This is a genomic window from Stenotrophomonas sp. STK16_22 (assembly GCF_051984505.1).
In the GTDB taxonomy this organism is placed as follows: Bacteria; Pseudomonadota; Gammaproteobacteria; order Xanthomonadales; family Xanthomonadaceae; genus Stenotrophomonas; species Stenotrophomonas maltophilia_A.
On sequence record NZ_CP196972.1, the window covers coordinates 1,753,037 to 1,774,763 of the forward strand.

Sequence of the window (21,727 nt, forward strand, 5' to 3'; positions counted from 1 at the left end):
AAACCCATGAACACCACCATGCGCGCGATGCTGATCGCTTCGTTGGCCCTGGCCTTCACCGCCTGCAAGAAGGAAGAGGCCGCTCCGGTCGACGAGGCCAAGCAGGCTCTGGTCGCCCCGGCCAAGGATGATGATGCAGGCTGGAAGAAGTACCTGCAGGAAGTGGCCATCCAGAACATGGGCAATATCACCAACAGCCCGTTCCTGTACTACCTCTCGCCGGAATCGGACCCGGACTTCCAGGCCAAGTACGAGCGCCAGACCGAGAGCGCGACCCAGGCCGTGGCCCGTGGCGTGCAGCCGGGCAACATGCTGGCCTTCGGTTCGTCGGCCTCGGGCAAGATGGCTGACATGATCCAGGCCGTGTTCAAGGACGTGTCGCCGGATTCGATGAAGGGCGTGCGTGTCGTCTTCATCGGCCAGTCGGCCGACAACGCCCGCGTGCAGGCTGCCATCCAGCCGACCGGTGCCGAGTACATTTTCGTCGAAGCCAAGTAATACCGAGCCATGGCGGCCATGCTCCGGCATGGCCCGGGCGGCGTCCTGCAAGGGCGCCGCCGATGACCTGACCGGCCCGCGCGCCCGCGCTGGCCGGTCCTTTGTCCCAGGGCGCGGGCGAGGAGTATCGCCGTGTCGCTGAAAATCAACGAGCTCTGCGTCAACTGCGACGTATGCGAGCCGGCCTGCCCGAACCAGGCCATTGCGATGGGTGAAACCATCTACGTGATCGACCCTGCGCGCTGCACCGAATGCGTGGGTCATTTCGACGAGCCACAGTGCGTGGTCGTCTGCCCGGTCGAGTGCATCGATCCGGACCCGGAGATCGTGGAAACGGAAGACCAGCTGCTGGCCAAGCTGCGCCAGCTGCAGCACGATCACCCCGAACTCTATGCGGAGCCCCCATCCGAATGAAGACGCTGATCGTCCGCCCCCTGTTGCTGCTCGGCCTGCTGCTGAGCCCGATTGCCTGGGCCGACAGCCCGGCCCGTGCCGAGCGCCCCGACGGCGCGGCCATTGCCAGCGGCCACGCGCTGGCCACCCAGGCCGGCATCGACATCCTGGCGCAGGGCGGCAACGCCTTCGACGCCGCGGTGGCGGTATCGTCCACGCTGGCGGTGGTCGAGCCGATCAGTTCCGGGCTGGGTGGCGGTGGCTTCTTCCTGCTGCACGACGCGGCCACCGGCAAGGACGTGATGCTGGACGCGCGCGAGACCGCGCCGGCCGCGGCAACGCCGCAGGCCTTCCTCGACAAGCAGGGCAACCTCGACCGTGACCGCTCGGTCAACGGTGCGTGGTCGGCCGGTATTCCGGGCCTACCTGCGGCGCTGGTCGAGCTGTCGGCCAAGCACGGCAAGCTGCCGCTGTCTGCATCGCTGCAGCCGGCGATCCGCATCGCGCGCGAAGGCTTCCCGGTCTACGACCGCATGGCCAAGGGCTATGCCTCTCGCCGTGAGGTGATGGAGCGCTATCCCGGCACCCGTGAGGTCTACCTGCGCAACGGCAAGCCGATCACCAGCGGTGACCTGTTCAAGCAGCCGGAGCTGGCACAGACGCTGGAGCGCTTGGCCGCAGGTGGCTTCGATGGCTTCTACAAGGGCCAGACCGGAAAGCTGTTGCTGGCCGGCGTGAAGCAGGCCGGCGGCCAGTGGACCGCTGAAGAGCTGGCCGGCTATCGCGTGAAGCAGCGCGAACCGATCGTGTTCAACTACAACGGCTGGAAGATCACCACCGCTCCGCCGCCGTCGTCCGGTGGCATCGCGCTGGCCAGCATGCTGCAGATCCTGGAAGGCTGGGACATCAACAAGATGGACCCGGCGCACCGCACCCACCTGGTGGTGGAGTCGATGCGCCGTGCCTACCGCGACCGCACCTTCTTCCTCGGCGATCCGGACTTCGTGCAGATCCCGCAGAAAGTGCTGACCAGCAAGGACTACGCACAGGGCCTGCGGGCGACCATCCATCCGGAGAAGGCCACGCCCAGCGACCTGCTGTCGGGCAACCCGACGCCGCTGGAAGACGACGAGACCACGCACTTCTCGATCATCGACCGTGACGGCAACCGGGTCGGCGCGACCCAGACCGTCAACCTGCTGTACGGCTCGGGGCTGATTCCGAAGGGCACCGGCGTGCTGCTGAACAACGAGATGGACGACTTCGCGCTGAAGCCGGGCACGCCCAACGCGTTCGGCGTGATGGGCTACGAGGCCAATGCGCCGAAGGCGGGCAAGCGCATGCTCAGCTCGATGACCCCGACCTTCATGGAGAACGCCGACAAGGTGGTGGTGCTGGGCACCCCGGGTGGCAGCCGCATCATCACCATGGTGCTGCTGGGCATCCTCGGCTACGACGCCGGCCTGGACGCGCAGCAGGTTGCCGCGCTGCCGCGCTATCACCACCAGTGGCTGCCGGACCTGATCGAAGCCGAGGACGATGCATTCGACGCGGCCACGGTGAAGCAGCTGCAGGCGATGGGTCACAAGATCGACCTGCCGGGCAATGTGGCCGCCGGGGGCCGCGGGTCCAGCCACGTGTGGGGCAACCTGCAGACCGTGGAATGGGACCGGAAGGCCAACAAGCTGTTTGGCGGCAGCGACCCGCGCAACCCGGTGGGCAGCGCCCTGGTCGTGCCGGCACGCTGATCCGGTCGTGCCGGCCGCTGGCCGCCAATCTGGCTGTTTACCGAAAACCCCGCCCTTGACGGCGGGGTTTTCTGTTTCCTTTCTAGCGATTATTTAACGAGCCGGCGCCGATAATCGACACATGAAACTCTGGTCTATTCGTGGAAACTCGCAGCGCCTCGACGGCGGCGCGATGTTCGGCAACGCGCCGCGCGCGTTGTGGGAAAAATGGGCGGCACCGGACGAGCTCAATCGCATCGAGCTGGCCTGCCGTGCGCTGCTTGCCAGCCCGCTGGAAGGCAAGACCGTGCTGTTTGAAACCGGTATCGGGGCGTTCTTCGATCCGCGCATGCGTGAGCGCTATGGCGTGCAGGAAAGCCAGCACGTACTGATCGATTCGTTGCGCGAAGCAGGTTTCGAGCACGAGGACATTGATGTCGTCGTGCTCAGCCACCTGCATTTCGATCATGCCGGTGGCCTGCTGGCGGCATGGAGCGAAGGGCGTGAGCCGGAACTGCTGTTCCCCAATGCGACCTATGTGGTCGGTGCGCAGCATTGGCAGCGCGCCATGCAGCCGCATCCGCGCGACCGTGCCAGCTTCATTCCGGAGCTGCCTGGCCTGCTGCAGGCCAGCGGTCGCCTGGAAGTAGTGGACGGCGAGTATTCGAAGGTTCTGGGTCGCAGCGTTCGCTTCAGCTACAGCGATGGCCACACGCCGGGGTTGATGCTGGCCGAGATCGTCGGCCACGCGCACGCCGGCGAAGATGCGCACGGCGGGGTGGTGTTCTGTGCCGACCTGATCCCGGGGCGCTCATGGGTACACGTGCCGATCACCATGGGCTACGACCGCAATGCCGAGCTCCTGATCGACGAGAAGCGGCAGTTCCTTGAGGACAAGCTGGCGCGCAACGTGCATCTGTTTTTCACCCACGACCCGCAGGTGGCGCTGGCGCAGCTGGGTCGCGATGACAAGGGGCGTTTCGTGACCCTGCACGAGCAGGGTGAATTGAAGGCGCGCGCGCTGGGGTGACGGGTGTTCGGCAGGGCTGTTCCCTGCACCTGCAGAAGCCGAAGCAAGATCAAGAACGGCATTCCGTGGGATGGCGGGGCGGTGTGGGTGGTCAGGACACGCCGTAAACCCATCCATGGGGGCTCGATGGCGCCATCCACGGCGCCTGCCCACCCACACCGCCCCCACCTCTGACAGGTGGCCGGTGGCTATTGGTGGGTGCCGACCGTTGGTCGGCACATCTGTCAGATATCGATATTCAAATGGGGTCGAATGCCATTGCTGTGCAACGGGCTCTGCCCCCATTCGATTGAACTGGACGAGCGATGCTACGACGCCTTCAGGCAGCTGCTCATGAAGGTCTTGCGCGCGTCACCGGCCAGCTTCTTGGCACCCGCGTCAGCGTTGCACTTGCGCATGCGTTCCTGTTGCGCGTTGGCCGGCTTGGCTTCGGCAGCGTGGCCACTGAGGCAGGAACTCTGCGCGGTCTTGTAGGCGTCACCCTTCAAGCCCTTGTTCTTGGCCGAGCAGTCGGCCATGCGCTGCTGCTGCGGCGTGGTGGCATTGGCAGCCAGGGGCAGGCCGACCAGCAGGACAGCGGCCAGCAGGAAAGAAGCTTTCATCGAGAGCACTCCAGGCGGTGGCGGGTGCGCGGAGCATTGGCCTGCAGGCAGCAACGCCACGTGAAGAATCGTGCCTCGGCAGCGACCGCTTGCAGGGGCATTCAGATCGGCGTATTAATTAGCCATATGGGTAAGTATGATCCCGCCATTCAAGACGTGTTCCAGGCACTGGCCGACCCCACCCGATGCGCGATCGTGGCGGCGCTGGGGCAGGGGCCGCGCACGGTGTCGACCTTGGCCGAGCCTTTTGAGATGGCCTTGCCCTCGCTGATGAAGCATCTGGCCGTGCTGGAGCGCAGTGGCGTGGTGCGCAGCCGCAAGCAGGGGCGTGTGCGCACCTGCGAACTGGTGCCGGAACGGTTGGGCCAGGCCGAGCAATGGCTGGCCGAACAACGTGCCATATGGGAAACGCGCGCCGACCGCATGGTCGAGTTTGTCGAAACCCTTCACCGACAGGAGCAGGCCCATGGCCGTAGACGCAGGTAACAACCCCGAGACCGATCTGGTCATCAGTCGCGTACTGAACGCACCGCGCGCCGCCCTGTGGCGGGCGTGGACCGACCCGGAGCTGCTGCGCCAGTGGTGGTGCCCGAAGCCGTGGTCCACCGAAGTGCGTGCCTTCGACCTGCGCCCGGGCGGCGCCTTCCACACCTTCATGCAGGGCCCCGACGGCGGCAGCAGTGACAACCCGGGCAGCTTTCTGGAGATCGTGCCGCAGCAGCGTCTGGTGTTCACCTCGATGCTGGGCCCGGGTTGGCGGCCGCAGTCACCGTGGCTGGGCTTCACCGCCATCATCTCGATGGAGGATGAGGGCCAGGGCTGTCGTTACACCGCGCAGGTGATGCACCCGGACAAGGCCCTGCGCGACCAGCATGAGCAGATGGGCTTCTTCGACGGCTGGAACACCGTCATCGGCCAGCTGGAAGCGTTCGCGGCCGGCCTGTAGGCCGGCATCCGGGGTGGGGTCAGAGCCCTTTCTGCGAAAGGGATCCGACCCCGGTTCGGCGGCTCAGCCGACGCGGGTACCGAAGATGCGGTCACCGGCATCGCCCAGGCCGGGCAGGATGTAGCCCTTGTCGTTGAGCTGGGCATCGATGGCCGCGGTGTAGATTTCCACGTCCGGATGCACGGCCTTGACTGCTTCGATGCCTTCCGGCGCGGCCACCAGGAAGATGCCCTTGATGCGGCGGGCGCCGGCACGCTTGAGCATGTCGATCGTGGCGATCAGGGTGCCGCCGGTGGCCAGCATCGGGTCCAGGATCAGCGCGTCGCGTTCTTCCAGGCGGCCGGTCAGGCGCTCGAAGTAGGGCACCGGCTGCAGCGTTTCCTCATCGCGCTGCAGGCCGACCACGCTGACGCGTGCCGCCGGGATCAGCGACAGCACGCCGCTGAGCATGCCCAGGCCGGCGCGCAGGATCGGCACCACGGTGATCTTGGCGCCGGCGATGCGCTGCACGGTGACCGGACCGGCCCAGCCGGGCAGGGTGTGCGGCTCGGTGTCCAGGTCGGCGGTGGCCTCGTAGGCCAGCAGCGTGCCGAGCTCGTTGGCCAGTTCGCGGAAATCCTTGGTGCTGAGCGCAGCGTTGCGCATCAGGCCGATCTTGTGCTGCACCAGCGGGTGGCGCACTTCGACGATCTTCATGGTCGGGAAGGGGGATAAGGAGAGAGGACGCCATTTTGCCGGATTGGGCGCCCAACCCCAAACCGGGGCCGGAGACGGCCCGCATGAAATGTGCAGATGCATGTCATTGCCATGCAACCTTGCGGACATACCGTGCAGACCCATTCTTAACAGGAATGGGGATTCCCAGTGCATATCAAGACTCCGTTGGCCGTTGCCATCACCCTGACCCTGGCGATGGGGGCTGCTGCACCACTGCAGGCCGCCGGGCAGCAGGCGGTTGCCGCCACCGGTGCAGTGGCCGCCGATGCGGTCGACCTGGACCGCATTGAAGTGCGCGCCCAGCTTGAATCGCAGATCCGCGCGGTGGACCTCAAGCGCAGCAGCAACGCCATCGAGGATGCGGTGTCGTCCGACGCGCTGGGCCAGTACCCGGACAAGAACGTGGCCGAGTCGCTGCAACGCCTGCCGGGCATCAGCGTGACGCGCGACCAGGGCGAGGGCCGCTACGTGGTCGTGCGCGGACTGGATGCCAACCTCAACAGCGTCAGCGTCGACGGCATCGCCATCGGCACACCGGACAACTCCAGCCGCGCCGCACCGATGGACGTGATCCCGTCCGATTCGACCGAGCGCCTGCGCGTGGTCAAATCACCGACCCCGGACATGCCGGGCGACGCCATTGGCGGCGCGATCCTGGTCGAGACCGCCTCGGCGTTCGACCGCGAGGGCCGCAGCCTGCGTGGCAAGATCGAAGGCAGCCACCAGCAGCTTTCGGGCGAGACCAGCCCGAAGGCCGCTTTCAACTACAGCGAAGTGTTCAACGACACCTTCGGCATCGCCGCCGGCGTGAACTACCAGAAGCGGACGTTCGAATCGGACAACAGCGAAGTGGAGTACGGTGATGTCAGCGGGAACAAGGATCCGACCACCACCCGCCCGGGCGAAATCACCGCGCTGAACCTGCAGAACCGCAAGTACGAGATCGAGCGCAAGCGCATCGGCGCCAACCTCAATTTCGACTGGCGCCCGAACGAGGACAGCCGTTACTACCTGCGCACGCTGTACAGCCAGTTCGACGATGCCGAAACCCGCCAGCGCGTGATCTTCAACTTCAACAGCGCCGACATGATCGCCACCGGCACCGACCAGTATCGACTTGCCGGCATGCCGAAGGATTCGATCGACAAGCGCATGCGCTACCGGACCAAGGAAGAGAACACCTTCGCCGCCAGCCTGGGTGGCGAGAACAAGCTGACCGACGCGGTACTGGACTACAAGATCGGCTATACCCGCACCGAAGAACGCGTGGACGACGAGATCGAATCGCGCTTCAAGCTCAACGGCAAGGCCTTCAATGGCACGCTGGACCAGCGCAGTCGCCTGCCCGCCTACACCTTCGACAACGACCAGTGGCTGGACAACGCCAACTACAAGTTCGACCGTGTGGTGGCCAAGCCGAAGAAGGTGGACGACGAGGAGCGCAGCGCGCAGGTCAATATCCGCTTCGACGGCGACAACAGCAGCTACAAGTTCGGCCTGCTCGGGCGCTGGCGCGACCGTGACGTGAATGTCGATGAGGCGTCGCTGCGCGTGGGTCCGGCGATCAAGCTCAGTGACTGGACGACCGGCTCGCCGGAACATCGCCACGGCCCGATGGGGCAGGGCATGGACTCATCGGCGATGCGCAGCTACTGGTCGCAGCACGGTGGCGAATACAGCGCGCGTCCGCAGGATGTCGGTGGCAACGCCGCGACGTCTCTGGAAGGCGACTACACCGCGCGCGAAGACGTGTTCGCCAGCTATGCGATGGGCACCTGGGACATCGGTGCGCTGCGCGTGATCGGCGGCGTGCGTGTGGAGAACACCCGCTTCAGCGCCACAGGCAATCGCGTGGACGTGGCCAAGGACGGGCGCTCCTACACCGCGACCCGGGTCACCGCCAGCAAGAGCTACAACAACGTACTGCCGGGCCTGCACCTGCGTTACGACGCCAGCGACGACTGGGTGTTCCGCTTCGCCGCCAACAAGACGGTGGCGCGCCCGGGCTTCGGCGATGCCTCGCCGCGCATCGGCCTGGCCCGCAACGACAATGAAGTGCGCCTGGGCAACCCGGAGCTGGATCCGTACGAGTCGACCAACATCGACCTGTCGGTGGAGAAGTACATCGGCGAAAGCGGCATCCTCTCGCTGGGCGTGTTCCACAAGTCGATCGACGGCTACATCGTGCAGGTCCGCCAGGCCGGCGCCGACGGCATCTACGACGGCCTGCCGGTGGTGACCTCGGTCAATGGCGACAAGGCCAAGGTGCGTGGCGCCGAGTTCAACTGGCAGCAGCAGCTGTCGTTCCTCCCGGCTGGCTGGGATGGCCTGCTGGTGGGTGCCAGCGGCACCTGGCTGGACACTGATTTCGACCCGGGCCTGGCCAAGCGCGCCGGTGAGGACTTCACCCTGCCGCGCGCCTCGAAGAACGTGTACAGCGCGCACATCGGCTATGAGAAGTACGGCCTGAGCACCCGCGTGGCAGCCGTACACCGCAGCGAGTACCTGGATACCCTTGGTGCCGGCCGTGCCTTCGACATCTACGTAGCGCCGAACACCCAGCTCGACTTCTCGCTTGACTACAGGTTCACTCCGCGCGTGAGCATGTATTTCGAGGCACAGAACCTGCTGGACAAGCCGCTGGAACTGTACCAGGGCACGCGCTCGCGCACCCTGCAGATGGAAGAATATGGCCGCACCTACGCACTGGGCCTGAAGGTGGCACTGTGAGCGGGCCTCGCATCACCCTGCTGGCCACCATGCTGGCCGTGACGTTGGTGGCCGGCTGCACGCCGGCCAACGGCAATGATCCGGCCGTGGCCAAGCCCGGGGCGAAGGCCACGAACGAGCGTGCGGTGACCACCATCGCCGAGGCATTCCTTTCACCGATGACGCCGGCTGACAACATCGATTCGCCTGCCGCCTGGCGTGCACCTGACGGAAAGCTCTGGCTGATCGCCACTGCCAAGGCCACCGACAAGCTGGTGGTCTACGACGGCAGCAGCGGCCAGCACCTGCGCGACGTAGGCAGCAGCGGCACCGCGCCAGGGCAGTTCGATCGCCCAAACGGCATCGCGGTGACCGACGATCTGCTGTGGATCGTGGAGCGCGACAATCACCGCGTGCAGGTGCTGAGCCTGCCGGACTTCACTCCACTGGCGACCTTCGCTGCGGACGACCTGCGCAAGCCGTACGGGCTGTGGGTCGACCGCCGTGCCGATGGCTACAGCGTCTACGTGACCGACTCCTGGGACAACGGCGAGGATGCACAGGGCCGTGACATCCTGCCGCCGCTGACCGAGCTGGACAAGCGCGTGCGCCAGTACCAGGTGACCCGCGATGGCGCGAAGGTCGAAGCGAAGCTTGTGGCCAGCATCGGTGATACCACTGAGGCGGGTGCCCTGCGCGTGGTCGAGTCGATCTGGGGCGACCCCGAGAACGATCGCCTGCTGATCGCCGAAGAGGACGAGGGCTACGCCAGCGAGTTCAAGGTCTACACGCTGGCCGGGCGTTTCACCGGCACCACCTTCGGCCGCGACGTGTTCAAGGCGCAGGCCGAAGGCGTAACCCTGCGCACCTGCGGCAAGGATGGTTGGTGGATCACCACCGAACAGGGCAAGCAGCGCAGCGTGTTCCACCTGTTCGACCGCCACACCCTGAAGCCGGTCGGCGCGTTCCAGGGCAATACCGTGGCCAACACCGATGGCATCTGGATGATGCAGCAGCCCAGCGCGCGCTTCCCGCACGGCGCGTTGTATGCGGTGCATGACGACCAGGGCGTGGTGGCGTTCGACTGGGAGAGCATCGCCAAGCAGTTGGCATTGCCGCTGGAGTGTGGTTCGTGAGCGGTCGTTGCCTGATGCGTACGTTGGCGCTGGGCCTGCTGCTGGCGGTGCCGTCGTTGTGCTTCGCGGCGGCTGAAGCGAACACCCAGGTGCCGCCGGGCAGCCGCCACTACGCAGCGACGACGGTGCCGGACCGCATTGTCGCTTCGCCGGCAGTCGATCCCGGCCATGGGTTCGCCGTGGCCTGGCGCACCGACGGCAGCGTGCAGGCGCCGCTGCTGGAGATTGCCCTTGCCGGTGATTCACCGGCCATCGAGGGCATCCGCCAGGTGCGCGCCACGACCCGCGCGCTGCAGACCGAGAACGGGCTGTCGCACCACCACCGCGCTGATGTCAGCGGCCTGCGGCCCGATACCCTGTACGTCTACCGCGTGCAGGGCAACGGCAGCTGGAGCGCCTGGAACCAGCTGCGCACGCTGGCTGCGCCCGACCAGCCGCTGACCCTGCTGTACTTTGGAGATACCCAGAACAAGAACGTGAGCCATGTCAGCCGCGTGGTGCGCGCCGCGCAGAAGGCCGCACCCGAGGCGCGCCTGAGCCTGTTCGCTGGCGATCTGGTCAGTGGGGGCGATGGTGCCGATGACAGCGAGTGGGGCGAATGGTTTGCCGCCGCCGGTTGGCTGGCGCAGGAAACCCTGGTCGCGCCGGCGATCGGCAACCACGAGTATGTCGAGGAGTTCGAGGACACTCCGCAGGAACGCCGCGTGCTGGGCAGGCACTGGCCGGTGACGTTCGCGCTGCCGGGCAATGGGGCATCCGCCGCACAGCAGACCAGCTACTGGTTCGATGCGCAGGGCGTGCGCGTCGCCGTGGTCGATGGCACGTCGGCACTCGACCTTGGCACGGCCAAGGCGCAGGCCCAGTGGCTGGACAAGGTACTGACCGGCAATCCGCAGCCGTGGACGCTCGTGCTGCTGCACCAGCCGTTCTATTCGCCGCGCGAAGGGCGCGAGAACGGCGCATTGCGTGACGTGCTGCTGCCGGTGGTTCGTCGCCACAACGTCGATCTGGTGCTGCAGGGCCACGATCACACCTATGGCCGCCGTGGTGAAGGACAGGCCGCGACGCCGCAGTATGTGGTGACCGTGGCGGGGCCGAAGCAGTACCGTCTCTCCGACGAGGCACGTAGGACGATGGATCCGGTGGCCGAGGACACCCAGCTGTTCCAGGTGTTGCACATCGATCCGCAGCACCTGCGCTATGAAGCCCGCACGGTGACCGGGCGACTCTACGATGCCTTCGAGCTGCGTCGCGACGCCAAGGGCGGCAAGCAGCGCACGGAGCTGACCGAAGGCCGCATCACGCCGCGTGACTGCCCGCGCGCGCAGACTGCCAAGGGCCGCGCCGATCGCTGCTGGGAATGAGGAGGAGATCCAGATGAAAACCGTACACCGTCTTGTCCCCATGGCTGCCATCGGCGGGGCCCTGCTCCTGCTCGCGACCGCGGTGGCCGCCGCCGATGGCGTGCTGCACCCGTTCCTGGTGGCGCAGCCGAAGCAGGCGCCGCAGGAAGTGAACCTGGCGGTGGAGATTCCGGCCGGCAGCTTCACCAAGTACGAGATCAAGGAGGACGGCCTGGTGCATGTGGATCGCTTCCAGTCGATGCCGGTCGCCTATCCGGCCAACTACGGTTCGATGCCGCGCACGTTGGCTGGCGACAACGATCCGCTGGACGCGCTGGTGCTGACCCGTGAACCCCTGCATCCGGGCGTGATCGTGCGCTTCCGGCCGATCGGCTACCTGAAGATGGTCGACGGCGGCGAGCACGACGAGAAGATCATCGGCGTGCCGACCGACACGGTTGACCCGACCTACGCCAACATCCGCGACCTGGCCGATCTGCCGGAGATCGAACGACAGCGCATCGAAGCGTTCTTCCGGGTCTACAAGGACCTGCCGGCCGGGCGCAACCCGGTGCAGCTCAACGGTTGGGGCAACGCTGCCGAGGCGCGGACGCTGATCAGCGAAGCGATGAAGCGCTTCGAAAAATAGATCCACGCCATGGCTGGATTCAGTCCAGCAACGTCTCGATGAACGACTCGGCCTGCAGGCGGTCGCCCAGTACCCGGGCCACCGCCTGTACGGCTGCCTCCTGGTGTTCAGGACGGATGCCGCCATCGTCATCGTCGTTGTAGAGGTCATCGCCGGCATCGAGGTACACCGTGCCTGCAGCAGCCAGAGCCGCCATCAAGGTTGGCACATCGGCAGTGATCTCGCCGGCATCCAGCAGGCCGGCGCCGTGATGGCTGAACAGCACACGGCCGTCGTCCAGGTCGAGGATGAACGGATCAGCGCCGCGATCGGCAATCACCAGCCAGTTCGATGGCCAGTCGTTGATCCGTTCGCCGCTGACGCCATGCCATCGATAGCCGGCCTGCTGGCTCCACAGGCGCTGCAGTGGCGGTATCCAGACATCAAGGCCGGGAACGGTGATGCCGGCGCGGCCAACCCTGGCATTGATCTCTTCGCCCAGCGGCCCGACCTGCGCGTAGAACGACGCCAGTGCCGTGGGCAGCGGGAACGGGCCCTGCCAGTCACGCTCGTGCTGCGCATGCAGCGGCCCGAAGCGGGCGAATGAGGCGTGCAGATCATCCATGTCAGAGTCCAACGGGTAGCGGCCGTGCAGCCTAGCAGACGGCGTCTGCGCGCATCCCCTTCACCACCGCTGGCTATCATGTGCGCCTTCCACAACGAAGGCAGTACCTGTGTCGGTAGCGTTGGTATGGTTCCGCCGTGATCTGCGGCTGCAGGACAATCCGGCCCTGCAGGCCGCGCTGGATGCCGGTCACGACGTGGTGCCGGTCTACATCCATGCGCCGCACGAAGAAGGTGAGTGGGCGCCGGGTGCTGCCTCCGATGCGTGGCGCCACCGTTCACTGGCCGCGCTGGATGCGGACCTGCGCACGCGCGGTTCCTCGCTGGTGCTGCGCAGTGGTGACAGCCTGCCGGCCCTGCAGTTGCTGATCGCGCAGACTGGCGCCGAGGCGGTGTACTGGAACCGCAAGTACGAACCGGCCACCCAGCCACGCGACGCCACCATCAAGCGCATGCTGCGCGAGCAGGGCATCGATGCGCAGAGCTGCAATGGCAGCCTGTTGTTCGAGCCTTGGGACATCGCCACCCAGCAGGGCCAGCCGTACAAGGTATTTACGCCGTACTGGCGCAACGTGCTCAGTCATTGGCGCCTGCCGGCACTGCAGGCCGCACCGGAAGCACTGGCGCCGCACGCGGCCGACAGCCTGGCATTGGATGACCTCCAGCTGGCGCCGACGCTGGACTGGGATACCGGCTTCTGGGAGCACTGGCAGCCGGGTGAAGCCGGTGCGCTGGAAGCACTGTCCGTCTTTGAAGACGGTGCCCTGCGCGGGTATCGCGAGCAGCGTGACCTGCCGGACCGTGTCGGGACCTCGCGGCTGTCGCCGCACCTGCATTTCGGCGAAATCGCACCCTGGCGGATTGCCCATGCGCTGGAAGGGCTGCGTAGTGCCGGCACCGACGCCGACATCGACGGCTACCTGCGCCAGCTGGGCTGGCGTGACTTCGCCTACCACCTGCTGCATCACTTCCCGAAGACGCCCACCGACAACCTCAACCCGCGTTTCGATCGCTTCCCATGGGCAACGCCCAGTGAGGCGCAGCTGTACGACTGGCAGCGCGGCAACACCGGCGTGCCGATCGTCGATGCCGGCCTTCGCGAGCTGTGGCACACCGGCTACATGCACAACCGGGTGCGGATGATCGTGGCCAGTTACCTGTGCAAGCACCTGCGCGCGCACTGGCTGCATGGCGCACGCTGGTTCTGGGACACCCTGGTCGATGCCGACCTGGCCAACAACACCATGGGCTGGCAGTGGGTGGCCGGGACCGGTGCCGACGCGGCACCGTACTTCCGTGTGTTCAACCCCGTGACCCAGGCCGAGAAGTTCGATCCGCAGGCACGGTACATCAGCCGCTGGGTGCCCGAACTGGCCGCGCTGCCGGTGAAGGCCCGGTTTGCGCCCTGGCAGCATCCGCTGCTGCTGGCGACACATGCCCCGGGCTATCCGCCTACGCCGCTGGTGGACCTGGCCGCGGGCCGCGACGCCGCATTGGCGGCTTACCGCCAGTCGGGGGCGGGGTAAAGGGCGACCTGAGTGATCTGGTCAGTTAGCTGAACGCGGCCCTGTCGGTGTGCCCGATCATCATTCCGGCATCGCATCGGGCTGTTTATTCTCTTTGCGCCCGCAGGCCGCCGGCCGACCGGAAACCAAGGAGAACCTCATGATCCGCAACACCACCCGCAACGTCGCACTGGCCCTGATGAGCGCGGCCGTCCTGTCGGCCTGCGCCACCGGCGGCTCCTACGTACAGAGTGACCAGTACGGCAACCCCACCGAGCAGCAGAACCGCACCGGGCGCAACGCCCTGATCGGTACCGCCATCGGCGTGGCAGCCGGCCTGCTGACCGGCGACAGCGCCACCGAGCGACGCCAGCATGCCCTGATCGGCGCCGGTATCGGTGCGCTCAGCGGCGCCGCCGTCGGCCAGTACCAGGATCGCCAGGAACGCGCACTGCGCGAGCGCACTGCCAACACCGGCATCGATGTGCAGCGCCAGGGCGACAACATCATGCTGAACCTGCCGGACGGCATCACTTTCGACTTCGGCAAGTCGACCCTGAAGCCGCAGTTCTACGGCGCGCTCAATGGCGTGGCAGGCACCCTGCGTGACTACAACCAGACCATGATCGAAGTGGTCGGCCACACCGACAGCATCGGCAGCGATGCGGTCAACAACCGCCTGTCGAAGGAACGTGCCGACTCGGTCGCGCAGTACCTGATCGGCCAGGGCGTGCAGAGCGTGCGCATCGAAACGCTGGGCGCCGGCAAGTCGTACCCGATTGCCGACAACAGCACCGACGCCGGCCGCGCCAAGAACCGCCGCGTCGAGATCCGGGTGATTCCGCTCAAGCAATAACGCGTAGCGTTACTGCTTGAGCCTGTCCGGCCATCGGCCGGAACGAAAATGCCGCCCTTGCAGGCGGCATTTTTGTGGGTGCCGAGCGTTGCTCGGCACGCCGATAGCGCATCCCTCTGTAAGCCATGCCGACCAAGGTCGGCAACTACCAGGAGATGGGTAGGCGCTCTTGTTGCAGGCTACGCCGCAGAAGCGGCCACCTTCTCCAGGATCCGCTTGCCGCTGCTTTCCAGTGCGGCGTCTTCCTTTTCCTTCTGCTGCTGCGCCAGCTTCGCACCCGGACACTGCGCCAGCATGTAATTGGCGTCGAAGTTGAGCTTTTCGACCAGGAAGTCGACGAACGCACGCACCTTTGGCGAGACCAGGCGGCCGCCGGCGAACACGGCGTTGAAGTCCACTTCCGGGCCGGTCCAGCCGGCCAGCACGCGGCGCACCATGCCCGATTCAACGAACGGCTTGGCCATCACGTCGCCGGTCAGCAGCAGGCCTTCGCCACAGACCAATGCACCATTCAACGCAGACATGTCGTTGGCGGTCATCAGCGGGGTGACCGGGAAGTCACGCAGCTCGCCGCCGTTCTCGCCCAGCTGCCAGGTGAAGCGCGGCGAATTTCCGGTGTGGTACGGCTTGCGCATCGCCAGGATGCGATGGAACTGCAGCTCTTCCGGATGCAGCGGCTCGCCGTAGCGCTCGATGTAGGCCGGGCTGGCGAATACCTGCGTGCGCAGGCTGCCCAGCTTGCGCGCGACCAGGTTCGAATCGGGCAGGGCCCCCACGCGCAGCGCAAGGTCCGCTTCACCTGCAATCAGGTCCAGCTTCTCGTTGCCCATGTGCATGTCCAGGCGGATTTCCGGGTACTGCGCATGGAACTGGCCCAGCAGCGGGGCGATCCAGGTGATGCCGATCGAATAGGGCACGGTGAAGCGCAGCCAGCCGCGCGGGCCGGACTGCAGCTGGCTCACCGCGCTCTCGGCCTCTTCCAGTTCGCGCGCGATGCGCTGGCAATGTTCGTGGTAGATCGAACCGGCTTCGGTCAGGCCGAGGCGGCGCGTGGTCCGGTGCAGCAGGCGCGCGCCCAGGCGCGTTTCCAGCTCCTGCACTTTGCGGCTGACCGTGGTCTTGGGCAGGCCGAGCGATTTGGCAGCGGCAATGAAGCTGCCTTGCTCGACCACTTTGACGAAGATCAGCGTCTCGTTGAGATCGTGGGACATGGTCGGGGATCCTGGACGTCGGGGATGGGACAATCGTGACAGAACGATTGGACCGGGAGCGGGATGATTATTCCCCTTAATCAGGACTAATCAAGTAAAGGTTTGAGGTCTATCGTGGCGCCATTCGTTAATTGGAGCCCGTCCGCCATGAGCCTGCGCAACATTCTTGCCCGACTCCGGAACGCCGGCCAGAACACCCTGGACCTGGCGATGACCGTCGAAGCCCGTCCGAGTTCCTTGGTACACAAGGACTTTCGTGAGTTTACCGCGCCCATGCGTCAGCAGCGTGGCGGTGCCATCCGCCTAGCCCCTCACAAGGGTGACCGCCTGCGCCGAATCGGGACTATCCCGGATTTGGGAGGAAATGTCCCGTGAATGGGATGCTGACGCCTGAAGTCCTGGTCCTGGGCGGCACCGGTGCCGTCGGCCAGGGTGTGGTTGGCGCGCTGCTGGAGGCCGGCAGCCCGGTACTGGTTGTCGGCCGCGATCCGGGCCGGCTGGCGGCGCTGCACGAGCAGTTCGCTGACGAGCCGGGCCTGGAGACGCTGCTGGGGTCGCTCAGCGACGACGGATCGGCGCGCGCGCTGGCCGAACGCATCGCGCAGCGCCCGCGCCCGTTGGCGGCGGTGATCGCCGCAATGGGTGGACCGTACCGCCGCGGTCGCGTGGTCGACCGCAACGGTGACGAACTGATGGGCGCGATGCAGGCCGATCTGATGCCGCACGTGCACGCGGTGCGTCACCTGCTGCCGCTGCTGCAGGACAACGTGCATGCGCGCCGCTACGTGATGATCGGCAGCCCGGCCAACGCCAAACCATGGGCGGGCTACGGCGAGACCTCGATCACCACCGCCGCGCTGCGCATGTACGCGCAGGTCGTGCACCAGGAAGCGCAGGCGCTGGGCGTGCGCGCGCAGATGCTGGAAGTCTGCAGCCCGGTGTGCACCCCGGCCAACGCGGCCAATGCCTGCATCGAGTGGCCGAGTTCGCTGCTGGTGGGTCGTCGCGTTGTGTCGCTGCTGGATGGTTGCCGCGACAACCGCGCCATCGTCCGCTGCGACAGCAGCGATGCCGAACTGCCGCGCGGCCTGCTGCACCTGGAAGTTCCCCCTTTGTGGCGCGATACCGCAGGCGTTGCTTGACCTCGACCAAGGTTGAGGTCGCAGGATACGCCGCCGATTTTTGCAACACGTTCTCATATAGCTGTACCACCCCTCCGTACGGATGCATGCCATGACTTCCCCCAATACCACCCCACATCGTTTCGGCCATCGCATTGCGATGGTCGGCGTGTCGATCCTCGCCGCAGCCGTGCTTGCGGCCTGCAGCGGCGGCCACGCCGAAGAAGCCGGTGCACCGCCGCCGCCGCAGGTCAGCGCCGCGCCGGTACTGGTCAAGCAGGTCAGCCAGTGGGACGAGTTCAGCGGCCGCGTCGAAGCGGTGCAGAGCGTTGAACTGCGCCCGCGCGTGTCCGGCTACATCGACAAGGTCAACTACGTCGAAGGCCAGGAAGTGAAGAAGGGCGAAGTGCTCTTCACCATCGACGCGCGCAGCTACCAGGCCGAGTACGATCGAGCGGCTGCCGAGCTGGCCCGCGCCCGCACCCAGGCCACGCTGGCCCGCAGCGAGTCCGAGCGCGCCAAGCGACTGTCCGAGCAGCAGGCGATCTCCACCGAGACCGCCGAACAGCGTCGCGCGGCCGCCGACCAGTCCGGTGCCGCCGTGCAGGCCGCGCAGGCTGCGCTGGACGCGGCCCGGCTCAACCTGGAGTTCACCAAGGTGCGTGCACCGATCGACGGCCGTGCCGGTCGCGCGATGGTCACCGCCGGCAACCTGGTCACCGCCGGCGACAGTGCCAGCGTGCTGACCACGCTGGTCTCGCTGGATACCGTCTTTGTCTACTTCGATGCCGACGAAAGCACCTTCCTGCGCTACGCCCAGATGGCACGCAAGGGCGAGCGCCCGAGCGAGCGTGACAGCGAACTGCCGGTGAAGGTTGGCCTGTCCGGCGAAGAGGGCTACCCGCACTCGGGCAAGGTCGACTTCCTCGACAACCAGGTCGCCCGCAGCACCGGCACCATCCGCGTCCGCGCACTGCTGGACAACGCCGACCGCCAGTTCACGCCGGGCCTGTTCGCCCGCGTGCAGCTGCTCGGCAGCGGCCAGTTCCAGGCGCTGCTGATCGATGACAAGGCCGTGCTGACCGACCAGGACCGCAAGTATGTCTACGTGGTCGACAAGGATGGCAAGGCCCAGCGCCGCGACATCCAGCTAGGTCGCACCGCTGATGGCCTGCGCATTGTCGAACACGGCCTGGCTGCGGGCGACAAGGTGATCATCGACGGCGTGCAGAAGGTCTTCATGCCGGGCATGCCGGTGCAGGCCAAGGCGGTGGCGATGCAGCCACAGCCGGCGCCGGCACCGGGCCGCGATGCCACCGCCGCCCTGAAGCACTGATCCGCGTCCCCGCTTAGCTGCCGGCGCCAGCGGCAGCCTTCCCTGCCTTCGTCATTTCGGCGAGGGGCAGGGTGGCTGTTGCCCGCCGAATGCCTTTCCCAGGAATTCCTCCATGGACTTTTCCCGTTTCTTCATCGACAGGCCGATCTTCGCGGCGGTGCTGTCGATCGTGATCTTTGCCGCAGGCCTGATCACGATTCCAATCCTGCCGATCAGCGAGTACCCGGAAGTGGTGCCGCCGTCGGTGGTCGTGCGCACGGTCTATCCGGGCGCCAACCCCAAGGTCATTGCCGAGACCGTCGCCACGCCGCTTGAAGAAGCCATCAACGGCGTCGAAGGCATGATGTACCTGAAGTCGGTCGCCGGTTCCGACGGCGTGCTGCAGATGACCGTCACCTTCCGCCCGGGCACCGACCCGGACGCAGCGGCGGTGAAGGTGCAGAACCGCGTGGCGCAGGCGCAGGCGCGCCTGCCCGAGGACGTGCGCCGGCAGGGCGTGACCACGCAGAAGCAGTCGCCGACCTTCCTGATGGTGGTGCACCTGACCTCCCCGCAAGGCAAGTACGACACCCTGTACCTGCGCAACTACGCCCGCCTGCACGTCAAGGATGCGCTGGCGCGCATTCCGGGCGTCGGTGATGCGCAGATCTTCGGTGGTGGCGACTACGCCATGCGTGCCTGGCTGGATCCGGACAAGGTGGCTTCGCGCGGCCTGACCGCCAGCGACGTGGTGCGCGCCATGCGCGAGCAGAACGTGCAGGTGTCGGCCGGCCAGCTCGGCGCCGAACCGCTGCCGGACAGCAAGTTCCTGACCCTGATCAATGCCCAGGGCCGGCTCAAGACCGAAAAGGAATTCGGCGACATCGTGCTCAAGAGCGGCACCGATGGCGAGATCGTGCGCCTGTCCGACGTGGCCCGCCTGGAACTGGGTGCGGGTGACTACACCCTGCGCTCGCAGCTGGACGGCAAGAACGCGGTCGGTATCGGCATCTTCCAGTCGCCGGGTGCGAACGCGCTGGAAATCCGTGACCAGGTCATCTCGACGATGGACGAGATGCAGAAGACCATGCCGGCCGACGTGAAGTACGAAGCGGTGTATGACACCACCATCTTCGTGCGGGACTCGATCAAGGCCGTGGTCTCCACGCTGCTGGAAGCGATCGCGCTGGTGGTGCTGGTGGTGATCCTGTTCCTGCAGACCTGGCGTGCCTCGATCATCCCGTTGATCGCGGTGCCGGTGTCGGTGGTGGGTACCTTCGCCGCGCTGTACCTGCTGGGCTTCTCGATCAATACGCTGAGCCTGTTCGGCCTGGTGCTGGCGATCGGCATCGTGGTCGACGACGCGATCGTGGTGGTGGAGAACGTCGAGCGCAACATCGAGGAAGGTCTGTCGCCCACCGCCGCGGCCCACCAGGCCATGCGCGAAGTGTCCGGCCCGATCGTGGCGATCGCGCTGGTGCTGTGTGCCGTGTTCGTGCCGATGGCGTTCCTGTCCGGTGTCACCGGCCAGTTCTACAAGCAGTTCGCGGTCACCATCGCCATCTCCACGGTGATCTCGGCGATCAACTCGCTGACCCTGTCGCCGGCCCTGGCCGCGCGCCTGCTGAAGGCCCACGGCGCACCGAAGGATGGCCCGAGCCGCCTGATCGACCGCCTGTTCGGCTGGGTGTTCCGCCCGTTCAACCGCTTCTTCAAGTCCAGCTCGGAGAAGTACGAGCGTGGCGTGGCCCGCATCCTCGGCCGACGTGGCGCGGTGTTCGTGGTCTACGCGATCCTGCTGGTCGGTACCGGCGTGATCTTCAAGCTGGTGCCGCCGGGCTTCATCCCGACCCAGGACAAGCTGTACCTGATCGCCGGCGTGAAGCTGCCGGAAGGTTCGTCGATCGCGCGTACCGATGAAATGCTGCGCAAGGTGGCCAAGATCGCCCAGGAAACCGATGGCGTGGCCCACACCATCTCGTTCCCGGGCCTGAACGCGCTGCAGTTCACCAATACGCCCAATACCGGTGTGGCGTTCATTCCGCTCAAGCCCTTCGCCGAGCGTCATGGCCGTACCGCTGCGCAGATCAATGCCGAGATCAACCAGAAGATCGCCGGTCTGCAGGAAGGCTTCGCCTTCGCGATGATGCCGCCGCCGATCCTCGGTCTGGGCAACGGCAACGGCTACCAGATGTTCATCGAGGACCGCGGCAACCTGGGCTACGGCGCGCTGCAGAATGCGGTGCAGGCGATGCAGGGCACCGTGGCGCAGACGCCGGGCATGGCCTTCCCGATTTCCAGCTACCAGGCCAACGTGCCGCAGCTGGATGCCGAGGTCGACCGCGTCAAGGCCAAGGCACAGGGCGTGCAGCTCACCGAACTGTTCGACACCCTGCAGACCTACCTGGGTTCGGCCTACGTCAACGACTTCAACCAGTTCGGCCGTACCTGGCAGGTGATCGCCCAGGCAGACGGTCCGTTCCGCGAGACGGTCGAGGATATCGGCAAGCTGCGTACCCGCAACGACCGCGGCGAGATGGTGCCGATCGGTTCGATGGTCACCATCAAGCAGACCTTCGGCCCGGACCCGGTGCTGCGCTTCAATGGCTACCCGGCAGCGGACCTGGCCGGTGAAGCCGACCCGCGTTTGCTGTCCTCGGCCGAGGCGATGACCAAGCTGACCGAGATCGCCGGCAAGGTGCTGCCGGTGGGCATGACCACCGAATGGACCGACCTGAGCTACCAGCAGGCGACCCAGGGCAAAGCCGCCTTCATCGTGTTCCCGGTGGCGATCATGCTGGCCTTCCTGGTGCTGGCCGCGCTGTACGAGAGCTGGTCGCTGCCGCTGGCGGTGATCCTGATCGTGCCGATGACCCTGCTGTCCGCGCTGTTCGGCGTCTGGCTGACCGGCGGTGACAACAACGTGTTCGTGCAGGTCGGCCTGGTGGTGCTGATGGGCCTGGCGTGCAAGAACGCGATCCTGATCGTCGAGTTCGCCAGAGAACTGGAGATGGGCGGCAAGGGAATCGTTGAAGCTGCGCTGGAAGCCTGCCGCCTGCGCCTGCGCCCGATCGTGATGACCTCCATCGCGTTCATCGCCGGCACCGTGCCGCTGGTGCTGTCGCACGGTGCAGGTGCCGAGGTGCGCTCGGTGACCGGTATCACCGTGTTCGCCGGCATGCTGGGCGTGACCCTGTTCGGCCTGTTCCTCACCCCGGTGTTCTACGTGGCCCTGCGCAAGTTCGTCACCCGCAACGGTGGTGGCCAGCTGGTGCAGCACGGCGAGCCGACCATCCACCACTGACATGGAACCCCGTCGCCGCCGGTCAATGGCCGGCGGCGGCTTCCCCCTCACAAGGCATGCAT

At 66.2% G+C, this 21,727-nt stretch carries 20 protein-coding genes; 16 read left to right on the forward strand and 4 right to left on the reverse strand.

The genetic code is table 11. From position 1 onward, the window contains the following. Positions 1 to 6: 6 nt before the first annotated feature. From ACSYAO_RS08100 to ACSYAO_RS08115, 4 genes are all read left to right on the forward strand, one after another. Entirely contained in the window at positions 7 to 498 is a 492-nt protein-coding gene (locus tag ACSYAO_RS08100; RefSeq protein WP_005409092.1) for a hypothetical protein, read from the forward strand. 132 nt (positions 499 to 630) lie between these two features. Next, a complete protein-coding gene (locus ACSYAO_RS08105; RefSeq protein ID WP_004153175.1) occupies positions 631 to 912 on the forward strand; it encodes a YfhL family 4Fe-4S dicluster ferredoxin in 282 nt (93 codons plus the stop codon). Further along, on the forward strand, positions 909 to 2,639 hold the full coding sequence (gene ggt, locus ACSYAO_RS08110; RefSeq protein WP_005412983.1) for a gamma-glutamyltransferase: 1,731 nt from the start codon (positions 909 to 911) through the stop codon (positions 2,637 to 2,639). Before ACSYAO_RS08105 ends, ggt begins: the two co-directional genes overlap by 4 nt. Before the next feature lie 121 nt (positions 2,640 to 2,760). Next, entirely contained in the window at positions 2,761 to 3,648 is an 888-nt protein-coding gene (locus ACSYAO_RS08115) for an MBL fold metallo-hydrolase (protein WP_005412984.1), read from the forward strand. 308 nt (positions 3,649 to 3,956) lie between these two features. Here ACSYAO_RS08115 and ACSYAO_RS08120 read toward each other — a convergent pair whose 3' ends face one another. After that, positions 3,957 to 4,250: a PsiF family protein gene (locus ACSYAO_RS08120; RefSeq protein WP_005412985.1), complete on the reverse strand. Its 294-nt coding sequence runs from the start codon at positions 4,248 to 4,250 to the stop codon at positions 3,957 to 3,959. Between the two features lie 60 nt (positions 4,251 to 4,310). On the opposite strand from ACSYAO_RS08120, the gene ACSYAO_RS08125 reads away from it, so the two are divergent. After that, on the forward strand, positions 4,311 to 4,736 hold the full coding sequence (locus ACSYAO_RS08125; protein WP_223846393.1) for an ArsR/SmtB family transcription factor: 426 nt from the start codon (positions 4,311 to 4,313) through the stop codon (positions 4,734 to 4,736). Beyond that, a complete protein-coding gene (locus tag ACSYAO_RS08130) occupies positions 4,717 to 5,196 on the forward strand; it encodes an SRPBCC family protein (RefSeq protein ID WP_024956419.1) in 480 nt (159 codons plus the stop codon). The genes ACSYAO_RS08125 and ACSYAO_RS08130 overlap by 20 nt, the downstream gene beginning before the upstream one ends. A gap of 63 nt (positions 5,197 to 5,259) precedes the next feature. Here the strand turns inward: ACSYAO_RS08130 and upp are convergent, their stop codons facing one another. Continuing rightward, positions 5,260 to 5,892 carry a uracil phosphoribosyltransferase gene (gene upp / locus ACSYAO_RS08135; RefSeq protein ID WP_005409099.1) on the reverse strand — a complete coding sequence of 211 codons (633 nt, stop codon included), beginning with the start codon at positions 5,890 to 5,892 and terminating at the stop codon, positions 5,260 to 5,262. 216 nt (positions 5,893 to 6,108) lie between these two features. On the opposite strand from upp, the gene ACSYAO_RS08140 reads away from it, so the two are divergent. The 4 genes from ACSYAO_RS08140 to ACSYAO_RS08155 are packed head-to-tail and all read left to right on the forward strand — an operon-like array spanning position 6,109 to position 11,750. Next, on the forward strand, positions 6,109 to 8,643 hold the full coding sequence (locus tag ACSYAO_RS08140; protein ID WP_194434587.1) for a TonB-dependent receptor: 2,535 nt from the start codon (positions 6,109 to 6,111) through the stop codon (positions 8,641 to 8,643). 29 nt (positions 8,644 to 8,672) lie between these two features. Further along, positions 8,673 to 9,758, forward strand: coding sequence for a phytase (locus ACSYAO_RS08145; RefSeq protein ID WP_032966030.1), 1,086 nt, complete (start codon positions 8,673 to 8,675; stop codon positions 9,756 to 9,758). 14 nt (positions 9,759 to 9,772) lie between these two features. Continuing rightward, positions 9,773 to 11,122 (forward strand): purple acid phosphatase family protein, encoded by a 1,350-nt coding sequence (locus ACSYAO_RS08150; protein WP_194434588.1) that lies wholly within the window; start codon positions 9,773 to 9,775, stop codon positions 11,120 to 11,122. Positions 11,123 to 11,135: 13 nt separating this feature from the next. Beyond that, the gene (locus ACSYAO_RS08155) at positions 11,136 to 11,750 is read left to right on the forward strand and encodes an inorganic diphosphatase (protein ID WP_065183328.1); all 615 of its coding nucleotides are present in this window, start codon (positions 11,136 to 11,138) and stop codon (positions 11,748 to 11,750) included. A gap of 19 nt (positions 11,751 to 11,769) precedes the next feature. On the opposite strand, the gene ACSYAO_RS08160 is transcribed toward ACSYAO_RS08155, so the two are convergent. Further along, positions 11,770 to 12,354: a hypothetical protein gene (locus ACSYAO_RS08160; RefSeq protein ID WP_076739255.1), complete on the reverse strand. Its 585-nt coding sequence runs from the start codon at positions 12,352 to 12,354 to the stop codon at positions 11,770 to 11,772. A gap of 109 nt (positions 12,355 to 12,463) precedes the next feature. Between ACSYAO_RS08160 and ACSYAO_RS08165 the strand changes: the two genes are divergently transcribed. Together ACSYAO_RS08165 and ACSYAO_RS08170 are read left to right on the forward strand one after the other, a co-directional pair. Next, positions 12,464 to 13,879 carry a cryptochrome/photolyase family protein gene (locus tag ACSYAO_RS08165; RefSeq protein ID WP_060380712.1) on the forward strand — a complete coding sequence of 472 codons (1,416 nt, stop codon included), beginning with the start codon at positions 12,464 to 12,466 and terminating at the stop codon, positions 13,877 to 13,879. A 139-nt stretch (positions 13,880 to 14,018) separates the two neighbouring features. Continuing rightward, positions 14,019 to 14,714 carry an OmpA family lipoprotein gene (locus tag ACSYAO_RS08170; protein ID WP_005409106.1) on the forward strand — a complete coding sequence of 232 codons (696 nt, stop codon included), beginning with the start codon at positions 14,019 to 14,021 and terminating at the stop codon, positions 14,712 to 14,714. A 179-nt stretch (positions 14,715 to 14,893) separates the two neighbouring features. Here the strand turns inward: ACSYAO_RS08170 and ACSYAO_RS08175 are convergent, their stop codons facing one another. Continuing rightward, positions 14,894 to 15,925, reverse strand: a complete 1,032-nt coding sequence (locus ACSYAO_RS08175; protein WP_005409107.1) for a LysR family transcriptional regulator — start codon at positions 15,923 to 15,925, stop codon at positions 14,894 to 14,896. Between the two features lie 147 nt (positions 15,926 to 16,072). On the opposite strand from ACSYAO_RS08175, the gene ACSYAO_RS08180 reads away from it, so the two are divergent. The 4 genes from ACSYAO_RS08180 to ACSYAO_RS08195 all read left to right on the forward strand — a co-directional run bounded on the left by ACSYAO_RS08180 (position 16,073) and on the right by ACSYAO_RS08195 (position 21,665). Continuing rightward, the gene (locus ACSYAO_RS08180; protein ID WP_005409108.1) at positions 16,073 to 16,300 is read left to right on the forward strand and encodes a hypothetical protein; all 228 of its coding nucleotides are present in this window, start codon (positions 16,073 to 16,075) and stop codon (positions 16,298 to 16,300) included. Continuing rightward, positions 16,297 to 17,067 carry an SDR family NAD(P)-dependent oxidoreductase gene (locus ACSYAO_RS08185; protein ID WP_005409109.1) on the forward strand — a complete coding sequence of 257 codons (771 nt, stop codon included), beginning with the start codon at positions 16,297 to 16,299 and terminating at the stop codon, positions 17,065 to 17,067. Before ACSYAO_RS08180 ends, ACSYAO_RS08185 begins: the two co-directional genes overlap by 4 nt. Before the next feature lie 91 nt (positions 17,068 to 17,158). After that, complete coding sequence (locus ACSYAO_RS08190; protein ID WP_005409110.1) at positions 17,159 to 18,382, forward strand: efflux RND transporter periplasmic adaptor subunit; 1,224 nt, start codon at positions 17,159 to 17,161, stop codon at positions 18,380 to 18,382. A gap of 112 nt (positions 18,383 to 18,494) precedes the next feature. After that, entirely contained in the window at positions 18,495 to 21,665 is a 3,171-nt protein-coding gene (locus ACSYAO_RS08195) for an efflux RND transporter permease subunit (RefSeq protein ID WP_005409111.1), read from the forward strand. Positions 21,666 to 21,727: the final 62 nt, after the last annotated feature.

Coding starts and splice junctions, on each gene's coding strand:
- ACSYAO_RS08115 (WP_005412984.1), top strand. CDS start 2,761: ATGAAACTCTGGTCTATTCGTGGAAACTCGCAGCGCCTCGACGGCGGC.
- ACSYAO_RS08170 (WP_005409106.1), top strand. CDS start 14,019: ATGATCCGCAACACCACCCGCAACGTCGCACTGGCCCTGATGAGCGCG.
- ACSYAO_RS08180 (WP_005409108.1), top strand. CDS start 16,073: ATGAGCCTGCGCAACATTCTTGCCCGACTCCGGAACGCCGGCCAGAAC.
- ACSYAO_RS08195 (WP_005409111.1), top strand. CDS start 18,495: ATGGACTTTTCCCGTTTCTTCATCGACAGGCCGATCTTCGCGGCGGTG.
- ACSYAO_RS08155 (WP_065183328.1), top strand. CDS start 11,136: ATGAAAACCGTACACCGTCTTGTCCCCATGGCTGCCATCGGCGGGGCC.
- ACSYAO_RS08140 (WP_194434587.1), top strand. CDS start 6,109: ATGGGGGCTGCTGCACCACTGCAGGCCGCCGGGCAGCAGGCGGTTGCC.
- ACSYAO_RS08100 (WP_005409092.1), top strand. CDS start 7: ATGAACACCACCATGCGCGCGATGCTGATCGCTTCGTTGGCCCTGGCC.
- ACSYAO_RS08190 (WP_005409110.1), top strand. CDS start 17,159: ATGACTTCCCCCAATACCACCCCACATCGTTTCGGCCATCGCATTGCG.
- upp (WP_005409099.1), bottom strand. CDS start 5,892: ATGAAGATCGTCGAAGTGCGCCACCCGCTGGTGCAGCACAAGATCGGC.
- ACSYAO_RS08120 (WP_005412985.1), bottom strand. CDS start 4,250: ATGAAAGCTTCTTTCCTGCTGGCCGCTGTCCTGCTGGTCGGCCTGCCC.
- ACSYAO_RS08150 (WP_194434588.1), top strand. CDS start 9,773: ATGCGTACGTTGGCGCTGGGCCTGCTGCTGGCGGTGCCGTCGTTGTGC.
- ACSYAO_RS08130 (WP_024956419.1), top strand. CDS start 4,717: ATGGCCGTAGACGCAGGTAACAACCCCGAGACCGATCTGGTCATCAGT.
- ggt (WP_005412983.1), top strand. CDS start 909: ATGAAGACGCTGATCGTCCGCCCCCTGTTGCTGCTCGGCCTGCTGCTG.
- ACSYAO_RS08175 (WP_005409107.1), bottom strand. CDS start 15,925: ATGTCCCACGATCTCAACGAGACGCTGATCTTCGTCAAAGTGGTCGAG.
- ACSYAO_RS08145 (WP_032966030.1), top strand. CDS start 8,673: ATGCTGGCCGTGACGTTGGTGGCCGGCTGCACGCCGGCCAACGGCAAT.
- ACSYAO_RS08160 (WP_076739255.1), bottom strand. CDS start 12,354: ATGGATGATCTGCACGCCTCATTCGCCCGCTTCGGGCCGCTGCATGCG.